We start from the raw sequence: 8,708 nt of genomic DNA on the forward strand, positions 1-8,708 counted from the left end.
GAAAATATTATTCGTACGGTTTAAAAATAAAATCTTCAATATTGCCGTTTTGGTCGGCATCTAATTGATAACTGATATTCATCTTATTATTACTTTGATGAAAATTAATTTCGTAGCCATCCCCTTGAAGAGCGGGGTATACCGAGTAAGTCGCTTTGACCAAACGCTCAATATCACCTGGAGCAATAAATCCATCGCGCATCGGTGATTTCGCGGTAATATAGGTCAAACGATTGGTCGCTAAATCATTAAAAATGACGTACGAGAACTGTTTGACGCGTTGAATTTTTCCGTCGATAAGTGCACTGATCATCTGCTGACTTTCATGATAACCATCGATTTTTACTTTGGATTCAAAGCTGTTTTCGGCCAGTTGTGAGCGTGAAACACACCCGGCAATCAAAGCCACAGCCGACGTAGCAAACAAAATTTTTGTCATCATAATCAATGTCCTAATCCCAGATTTCTTGGCGTCGTTATTTTTAAGCGACTCAGGTTTTGAGCAAATGTTGTGATCGCCAAAACCGAATTCTGAGGTTGGAATATATCGCGCAATTTGGCCGAGTTCGCCGATAGTGACATTCTCGTCGCTTGCACGTGTGCAAAAGGCGACCCCGATGAGCAAAGTTTTAAATCCGTTGCTGAGTTTAAGATGCGTCGATGTGTCTCAAATGTTTGTTATCGATGCAAAGCGGTGCACGAGCGGGTTAATCCCGCCTAGAATCATGATTTATACCCACAGAAATATGTCTAACCAGCTAATAAGGAATGCCGCGCTATGTCGATTCAATTTATGATTAACCCACCTAAAACTATTCGCGAAGCGGTGTATCAGGGGCTTAAGTCATACAATGCGCGCCATCTTCCTGAAGGAGAGGTGTATAGCGTTGCCTGCTTTGAACAAGATGAGCAGTTACAAGTGATCGGAGGGTTAACCGGAGAAGTGTTTCAAACCACCTTGTTTATTGAATATCTGTGGGTGGACGAAGCGCATCGCGCCAGTGGACTTGGCAGTGCTCTGATGAAAAAGACTGAAGCTGAAGTGCAAAAATTGGGAGTGTGTGACCTGTTTTTAGATACTTATACGTTTCAAGCGCGTGAGTTTTATATTCGCATGGGGTTTGAGGAAGTGGGGCGCTACAGCGATTTTCCGGCCAAAGGCATCGATAAGATTTTTATGCAAAAACGCTTGCCGGCGTTAAAGCCTGAATAACGTGTGTTTGCTGTTTGGGTGATACTTTGCGGCGCGAGAACAGAAAAACGGCGCGTAATGCGCCGTTTTGAATGAGCAATGATAAGTGCCAGCGTGGTTACAAAAGCACGGTTACAAACTGGCTTGATGATCGGCAATCAGGGTATCCATCGCGTGCATTGCTCGAGTCTGAGCTTCGGCAAAGCTTTCACTCTCGGCAAATTCGCCAACCACTTCGTAGTAGCATTTCAGTTTTGGCTCAGTGCCCGATGGGCGAACAATCACTCGTGCGCCGCCTTCAAGTTGATAGATAAGCACATCACTGCTTGGTAGATCGATGCTTTGGGTTTCTCCGCCGACAAACTGGCGCTGCGAAGTTTTCAGATCGTCGATCACTTCGACTTTACGTCCAGCGATCAGCACTGGCGGCATCGCGCGCAGTGAATCACCAACGGGTGGCGTGCCGGGCGCGAGTGCGATACTGCGCTGCGCATTCACATACATGCCGTGCTGACGGTAGATGGCTTCAAGTTGATCCCAAATGGTTTTATCCTGGCTTTCCAATTCGGCGGCGAGCTGCGCAAAAGCGACCAGCGCTGACAGGCCATCTTTATCCCATACCTTGTTACCCACCGTATAACCCAGCGCTTCTTCATAGGCGAACAAGAACTGTTTTTGCGCAGTTTGTTTCTGCATCGCTACGTTGGTGAGCCACTTAAAGCCTGTCAGAGTTTGGTAGTATTGCGCGCCACTCGCCTTAGCAATTTTGCTCAGCAAACTGGATGATACTATGGTGTTGCCAATCAGCGCGCCACTGGCGTCGCCGCGAGTCAACAAATAGTGACCAAACAGGGTTCCAACTTGATCGCCAGTGAGCATTTGATAGCCACCTTGCGGCTTTTTCACCGCGACAGCAAAGCGGTCGGCATCGGGGTCATTTGCACAGGCAATGTGGGCGTCAACCGACTCGGCGAGTGCCATCACCATATCCATGGCGCCAGCTTCTTCTGGATTTGGGAAATTGACGGTTGGAAAGTTGCCATCCGGTTCGCGCTGCTCTGCCACGCTGTAAACATGGGTAAAGCCTGCATCTTTGAGCAACGTTTCAGCCATGTCCGCCCCAACGCCGTGCATGGCGGTGTAGGCAATGCGCAAGCGCTCTGGTTTGGTGTGATTTTGCAGCAGCGGATTACCACTGATGGCTTGGCGATAAGTCTGATAGTAATCGTCTTGCAGCCACACCAGCTTGCCTTCGCGCTCGGCGTCGGTCAGCGACTCAAGTGGAATCGGTTTTGTCGCAGCATCATCAATTTGCATAGCGATGCCCGAATCGTGGGGCGGAATGATTTGCGCGCCGTTTTCCCAATAGACTTTAAAGCCATTGTATTCTGGTGGGTTATGGCTGGCAGTCACCACCACAGCCGCCGCTGCATTAAAGTGTTTGACGCCAAAAGCGACAATCGGTGTTGCGGCGACTTTGTGCGTGAGGTAGACCTTAATCCCTAGCGCGGTGAGCACCGAAGCCGTGTCGTGGGCAAACTGTTTGGAGTCAGGGCGACCATCGTAGCCGATTACGACGCCGCGTGAGCAAGCGTTGGTCACATTCAGTTTCAGGTAGTGGCCAAGCCCGGCGGCGGTTTCTTGAATCACTAAGCGGTTCATGCGATTTGGACCACAACCGACGGTACCGCGAAGGCCTGCGGTACCAAATGCCAAACGGCTACCGAAGCGGTCTTCGAGCTCGTCATACATTTTTTCATCGATCAAATATTGCAGTTCTTCACGAGTTCTTGGGTCAGGGTCGCGTTGCAACCACTGAGTCACTTTTTCCATCATATCGGTAACCTTTGTGTTGTTGATGACAGGATTGTAGGTGATATCGATTTTCATTTACGAGAGCGCAATCGTTAAAATATGCAACTTTTAGTTGCCTTCTCAATCCGTTCTGTGTGCTAACAAACTATTAGACCTTTCTTGGCCATTTTTCTAGACCTTTGACCCCTCATCTGATTGGTTTTGTTTAATTTTTTGTAATTTATAGAATTTTTGTTCGTACTATTTGACCAAGATGTTCGAAAAATTCGTTCAATTTGGAAGAATTTATAGATTGACTTACGTCATATACAGGAGAATAATTAATTGCATAGTCAACTAATGACGTGACAATTATTTCTTCGATAGAAATGTGTTGCATAAAAATCAGGTGGACAGAGTATGTCGATATCCAACGAGCAGCGCTTGTTTGTGTTAGAGAACTTAGGTTTTCTGCTCGGCAAAAGTTGCCATATCAAAGATCGCCTATTAGATCAGCACCTTATGCCTGAAGACATTACGTCTACTCAGGCCAAAGTGTTATTTCAAATTTACCATTTTCGTTTTGACCGCCCATCGCAAATCGGCAAGTCGCTAAACGTGGATAACAGTGCCATTACCCGCATGCTAGATCGGCTGGAAAAGAAAGGCTTGCTACTGCGCGTACCGGACCCGAGCGATCGCCGCTCGATCGTTATCCAACTCACCGAGAGCGGCGTCGATGTGGTCAAACGTTCACTGCCTCTCGCGCGCAGCGCGATTGATGAGTTAACCCAAGCTTTAAGTGAAGAAGAAATCGAACAGCTTCGTCACTGCTTAAAGAAGATCGTCACCTCCGCAATTACTGATAGTTGTCGAGAAAAGTTTTTAAAAGGTTCCGATTCAGAATGATGAAATATACCAAGTTAACAGCTGTCGCCTCGATGGTACTGCTGTACGGCTGTGCTGCGCCTAGCAATATTAAGCCGACCAATCAATTGGCCGACCAAACGATTCTCGAGCACAGTCAAAATCTTAATCAAACTAAGCTCTCGCCAGCGGTTTGGCCAGCAGAGGATTGGTGGGTTGTGCTCAATGATCGCCAATTGGAAAATCTCATCGATTTGGCGCTTAAAAATAGCCCAGATATGCAGCTTGCTAACGCCAACTTAATGAATGCTTCGGCCATGGTGATGGCAGCGGATGCGCAATTTGACCCTTCGGTTTCTGCCGATGCTAGCATGTCACGCGCCCGTCTTTCCCGTTCGCAAGACTACAGTTTTCAAGGTCACCGTTATGGCACCATTTACAATCTTGGCCTAAGCGGCAGCTACTCTTTTGACCTCTGGGGTGGTGAGCGTGACGCGTGGGAAGGTGCCGTCAACAATCAGCGTGCAGCGCAAGTGGATCATCAAGCGGCGCGAATCACGTTATCGACCGCTATCGTGCAGACGTATGTGCAGCTGTCTAATGCCTATGCGCTGCAAGATTTAGCACAGAAAGATCTCGATCGTACTAATCGTATCGTGGATATCACCTCACGTTTGCTCAAGCACGGTTTGACCTCAGAAGATCGTCTTTACACTGCGCAAAGCGGCGCTGCGGCTGCCAAACAAACGTTGAAAAAACGTGAATTGGCGGTAAGCCAACTCAAAAACGCGTTGGCGACTTTAGTCGGTCAAGGCCCAGATCTTGCCAATACCATCCATCGCCCAAGTGCGCATATGGATACTGAATTAGCATTGCCACGCGAGTTGCCAGCCAACTTACTGGCTCATCGCCCAGATATCGTTGCCGCGAAATGGCGCGTTGAAGCGTCGAGCAAAGAGATCGATTCGGCTAAAACGCGTTTTTATCCCAACGTTAACTTAAGCGCCACCGCAGGCTTTAAAGCCATGCTTGGTGATGCGGTGTTTGGCGAAGAGAGCCAAGCGTGGAGCGTTCAACCCGCAATTTCCTTGCCATTATTTACCACGGGTCTTAAAGCTAATTTGATCGAGAAAACCGCCGGTTACGACTCTGCGGTGGCGCAATACAACAAGACCTTGGTCAATGCCCTTGGCGAAGTCAGCGACAACATTCTGGCGATGCAGTCGATGGAAAAACAACTTGATGATGCGCATCAAAGCATGAACTTAGCCGACAAGAGTTATCACATCACCGAAAAACGCTACGAAGCGGGTATGGGTAGCCAACTGGAAGTGTTGATGGCTGAGCAGCAATTGATTCAAGCGGAATCGTCTTTCACTTTGCTGAAAAACCAGCAGCAAGAACAACAAGTGATGTTAGTGCGCTCTTTAGGCGGCGGTTTCTACCAAGCACCTGAGCAGCAGCAAGCGTCGGCGACGCAAAGCGAGCCTGCGTCTAACTAACCCCGAATTAAGGTATTTGCCCAATGTGGCGGTGCCAAGTATTGCATTAGCTAATTAGGGTTTTGAGCGAAGGTTCGCTTGAAACGCAAAACGGAATATTAAGGTATAAGAGTATGCAAGATACACGTACTGATAACGCGCCATCGTCCAATCAAAGCAAGCGCAAAAAGAGTTTAACCATTTTTGCCGGTGTGGTTTTAGTGGCCGCAGTAGGCGCCGGTTTTTACTACACCAACTATGTGGTGGGTAACCAAGACACCGAAGACGCTTACGTTAACGGCAACTTAGTGCAAATCACTCCAGAGATCGCAGGCACAGTGACCAAGATCGCCGCCGATGACGGTGATTATGTCGAAAAGGGTCAAGAGTTGGTACGTTTTGATGATGCAGACGCGGACATTGCGTTTGAAAGTGCGATGGCGAATCTGGCGCAAACCGTGCGTCAAGTGCGCGGCCTGTTTAACAATGTTGAACAAGCGAAAGCGGTTGTGGCGGAAAAAACCATTGCCCTGAACAAAGCCAAAACCGACGTACGCCGCCGTAAAGACATGGTTAAAGCGGGTGGTTTGTCACAAGAAGAGTTGAGCCATGCTCAAGATATGGTGAACTCGGCGGAAAAAGCTCTCGCGGTTGCTGAGCAACAGTTGAAATCGCAACAAGCGATGATTCACAACACCACAGTGGATACGCACCCGTTGGTGAAAACCGCTATCGCACAAGTCAAACAGACTTACCTTGCTAAGCAGCGTACTCGCCTAGTGGCGCCAGTATCGGGTTATGTTGCGCAGCGTAATGTGCAAGTGGGTCAACGTGTTGGTCAAAGCTCAACTCTGATGGCGGTGGTGCCACTGGATGAAGTTTGGGTTGATGCCAACTTTAAAGAGACACAGTTGAACGATATGCGCATCGGCCAGCCTGTTACTTTGATTTCTGACCTATACGGTGAAGATGTTGAGTTTCACGGTACGGTGGAAAGCTTAGGTATTGGTACCGGAAGCGCGTTCTCAATTCTGCCGGCGCAAAACGCAACCGGTAACTGGATCAAAGTGGTTCAACGCCTGCCTGTTCGTATTGAATTGGATAAGCATGACATCGCTCAGCACCCACTGCGTATCGGTTTGTCGATGACTGTTGATGTGGATACCAGTAATACCAGCGGCGCGCTACTCGCGGATAAAAACACCGCGACATCGAGCTACCACACTGATGTTTACGCGCAATCGTTAAGCGGCGTGAACAAGATGATCGATCGCATCATTGCTGAAAATGACAATGGCGATGAGCAGTACGTGGCAAAGAAGTAAAAGGGAACTGATATGAGTCAACCAGAAGGGTTCCGACCCGCCAACATGGCTCTGTGTGTCTTTGCTATTGCGCTTGGTGTGTTTATGCAAGTACTCGACACCACGATTGCCAACGTATCACTGCCGACAATTGCCGGTAACATGGGCGTTAGCCTTAACCAAGGCACCTGGGTTATTACGTCATTTACCGTCAGTAACGCCATTGGTTTGCCAATCACCGCGTGGCTTAGCCGCCGCGTCGGTGAGGTGCACTTGTATGTGGGCGCATTGATCGCATTTAGCGTAACCTCATTTCTATGTGGTATATCGCAAACCATGGGCGAATTGGTGCTGTTTCGTACCTTGCAAGGTTTTGCTGCAGCGCCGCTGTTTCCTATGAGCCAAGTGCTGTTGATGTCGATTTTCCCTGCGGCGAAGCGCGGCATGGCATTGGCGCTGATTGGTATGGTCGCAGTGGTTGGCCCAATCATCGGCCCAATTCTGGGCGGTTGGTTAACCTACGACTACAGCTGGCCATGGATTTTCTTTATCAACATTCCAATCGGTGTGTTTACCGTGATGGTGATTTTGGCGCAGCTTAAAGACCGTCCGCATAAGCCTGTTAAAGCCAAGCTTGACGTGGTTGGCCTTGCGACCATGGCACTTGGCGTTGGCGCACTGCAAGTGGTACTGGATAAAGGTAACGAACTAGATTGGTTTGCTAACTCGTGGATCATCGGCGGTACTGTGTTTGCCGTTGTGATGCTGATATTTATGGTGATTTGGGAGTTGACCGACGATAACCCAATAATCAACCTCAAACTGTTTGCCAACCGTAACTTTTGCATCGGCACCATTTTGCTCACGCTAGGTTACTCGGGCTTTTTCAGTATTAACTTGATTTTGCCACAGTGGCTGCAAAGCCAAATGGGCTACACCGCATTGTGGGCGGGGCTTGCCGCAGCGCCAATGGGCGTGTTGCCGTTCTTTATGACACCGCTGCTCGGTCGCTTTGGTAGTCATTTGGATATGCGTAAATTGGCCGCTTTGTCTTTTATTGTGATAGCGATTAGCTGCTATGCCCGCGCCAAATTCAATACCGATATTGATTTTAGAAGTATCGCGATTGTGCAGCTGTTTATGGGCATTGGTATTGCGCTGTTCTTTATGCCGATGACGACCATTTTGCTCTCAGATCTTAGTGGTCCTGATGTTTCGGATGCGGCGTCGTTATCGACCTTTATTCGTACCATCGGCGCGAGCTTCGCGTCATCGCTCACCACTTGGATTTGGTCACGCAACGCCAGTGTTCACCACTCGGTGATGGCAGAGCATATTTCGCCATACAATCCGCTGGTGGCGTCATCACTGCAAGGCCCGCAAGCACAAAACACGCTGGCAAGTCTCAACGGAACGATTACCGGCCAGGCGTATATGATGTCGACCATCGACCTGTTTACACTGCTTATGGTGCTGTTCCTCATTTTGGTACCATTTATCTTCTTTACTCGTAGAGCGGAGAAACACGCTTAATTTGCTTGTTTCTGAGCTGTTTGAGCCTCGCGAAAGCGGGGCTTTTTTATGGGTGAGAGGAGGCAAATGTCTTTTGAGGTTGTTTTAGTTGGGAGCTCTAGTTTGATGCGCCTAACGCGTGTCTATTTCTTTTCTATCTGCGATAGCGCACCCGTTCCTGATTGGTCTACGTTTGAACTATCGTTCATTGGCCGTCAGCTTTGGTGAAGTGAGTTTGTATGATGCGCTAATACTTTTGCGATTTCTTTACCTTCTCCGATAGCGCACCAGTTCCTTTTGTTGGCGCAAAAGGAACCAAAAGCGCCTTTTGTGATCTGGTGTTGTCCGGCCCGGTTTTAGGCGCGTCCTGCGCCGAAAACCTAAAAATTCATCCCTGAATTTTTTCCTAATATATTGGCAATAACCCTGACTCTATAAAACGATTTTGCCCCAAACTTTTTTAGGTGAAAAGTTATCGTCGGTTTTTTACACTGATTATTGGATTAGTTTTTTTCATCATAATGGGGTTAAGTTTTCATATGACTGGCTGGAGAGGTA

At 48.3% G+C, this 8,708-nt stretch carries 7 protein-coding genes; 5 read left to right on the plus strand and 2 right to left on the minus strand.

Annotation, left to right across the window (positions count from 1 at the left end; all coding sequences use genetic code 11):
• Positions 1-7: 7 nt before the first annotated feature.
• Complete coding sequence (locus BLS03_RS04485; protein ID WP_143015593.1) at positions 8-442, minus strand: hypothetical protein; 435 nt, start codon at positions 440-442, stop codon at positions 8-10.
• A 336-nt stretch (positions 443-778) separates the two neighbouring features.
• On the opposite strand from BLS03_RS04485, the gene BLS03_RS04490 reads away from it, so the two are divergent.
• Positions 779-1,213: a GNAT family N-acetyltransferase gene (locus BLS03_RS04490; protein WP_093270282.1), complete on the plus strand. Its 435-nt coding sequence runs from the start codon at positions 779-781 to the stop codon at positions 1,211-1,213.
• Positions 1,214-1,324: 111 nt separating this feature from the next.
• Here the strand turns inward: BLS03_RS04490 and BLS03_RS04495 are convergent, their stop codons facing one another.
• On the minus strand, positions 1,325-3,028 hold the full coding sequence (locus BLS03_RS04495; RefSeq protein WP_093270336.1) for a phospho-sugar mutase: 1,704 nt from the start codon (positions 3,026-3,028) through the stop codon (positions 1,325-1,327).
• A gap of 378 nt (positions 3,029-3,406) precedes the next feature.
• On the opposite strand from BLS03_RS04495, the gene BLS03_RS04500 reads away from it, so the two are divergent.
• The 4 genes from BLS03_RS04500 to BLS03_RS04515 all read left to right on the plus strand — a co-directional run bounded on the left by BLS03_RS04500 (position 3,407) and on the right by BLS03_RS04515 (position 8,171).
• Positions 3,407-3,895, plus strand: coding sequence for a MarR family winged helix-turn-helix transcriptional regulator (locus tag BLS03_RS04500; RefSeq protein ID WP_093270285.1), 489 nt, complete (start codon positions 3,407-3,409; stop codon positions 3,893-3,895).
• Positions 3,892-5,355, plus strand: a complete 1,464-nt coding sequence (locus BLS03_RS04505; RefSeq protein ID WP_093270288.1) for an efflux transporter outer membrane subunit — start codon at positions 3,892-3,894, stop codon at positions 5,353-5,355. The genes BLS03_RS04500 and BLS03_RS04505 overlap by 4 nt, the downstream gene beginning before the upstream one ends.
• 113 nt (positions 5,356-5,468) lie before the next feature.
• Positions 5,469-6,659: an HlyD/EmrA/EmrK family protein gene (locus tag BLS03_RS04510; protein WP_093270291.1), complete on the plus strand. Its 1,191-nt coding sequence runs from the start codon at positions 5,469-5,471 to the stop codon at positions 6,657-6,659.
• A 12-nt stretch (positions 6,660-6,671) separates the two neighbouring features.
• Positions 6,672-8,171, plus strand: a complete 1,500-nt coding sequence (locus tag BLS03_RS04515; RefSeq protein WP_093270295.1) for a DHA2 family efflux MFS transporter permease subunit — start codon at positions 6,672-6,674, stop codon at positions 8,169-8,171.
• Positions 8,172-8,708 lie beyond the last annotated feature (537 nt).

Source organism: Vibrio xiamenensis, assembly GCF_900100015.1.
Classification (GTDB): Bacteria; Pseudomonadota; Gammaproteobacteria; order Enterobacterales; family Vibrionaceae; genus Vibrio; species Vibrio xiamenensis.

Bases quoted from the DNA above. Each gene is read 5' to 3' on its own strand.
- BLS03_RS04490 (WP_093270282.1), top strand. From the start codon at position 779: ATGTCGATTCAATTTATGATTAACCCACCTAAAACTATTCGCGAAGCG.
- BLS03_RS04500 (WP_093270285.1), top strand. From the start codon at position 3,407: ATGTCGATATCCAACGAGCAGCGCTTGTTTGTGTTAGAGAACTTAGGT.
- BLS03_RS04505 (WP_093270288.1), top strand. From the start codon at position 3,892: ATGATGAAATATACCAAGTTAACAGCTGTCGCCTCGATGGTACTGCTG.
- BLS03_RS04510 (WP_093270291.1), top strand. From the start codon at position 5,469: ATGCAAGATACACGTACTGATAACGCGCCATCGTCCAATCAAAGCAAG.
- BLS03_RS04495 (WP_093270336.1), bottom strand. From the start codon at position 3,028: ATGATGGAAAAAGTGACTCAGTGGTTGCAACGCGACCCTGACCCAAGA.
- BLS03_RS04485 (WP_143015593.1), bottom strand. From the start codon at position 442: ATGATGACAAAAATTTTGTTTGCTACGTCGGCTGTGGCTTTGATTGCC.
- BLS03_RS04515 (WP_093270295.1), top strand. From the start codon at position 6,672: ATGAGTCAACCAGAAGGGTTCCGACCCGCCAACATGGCTCTGTGTGTC.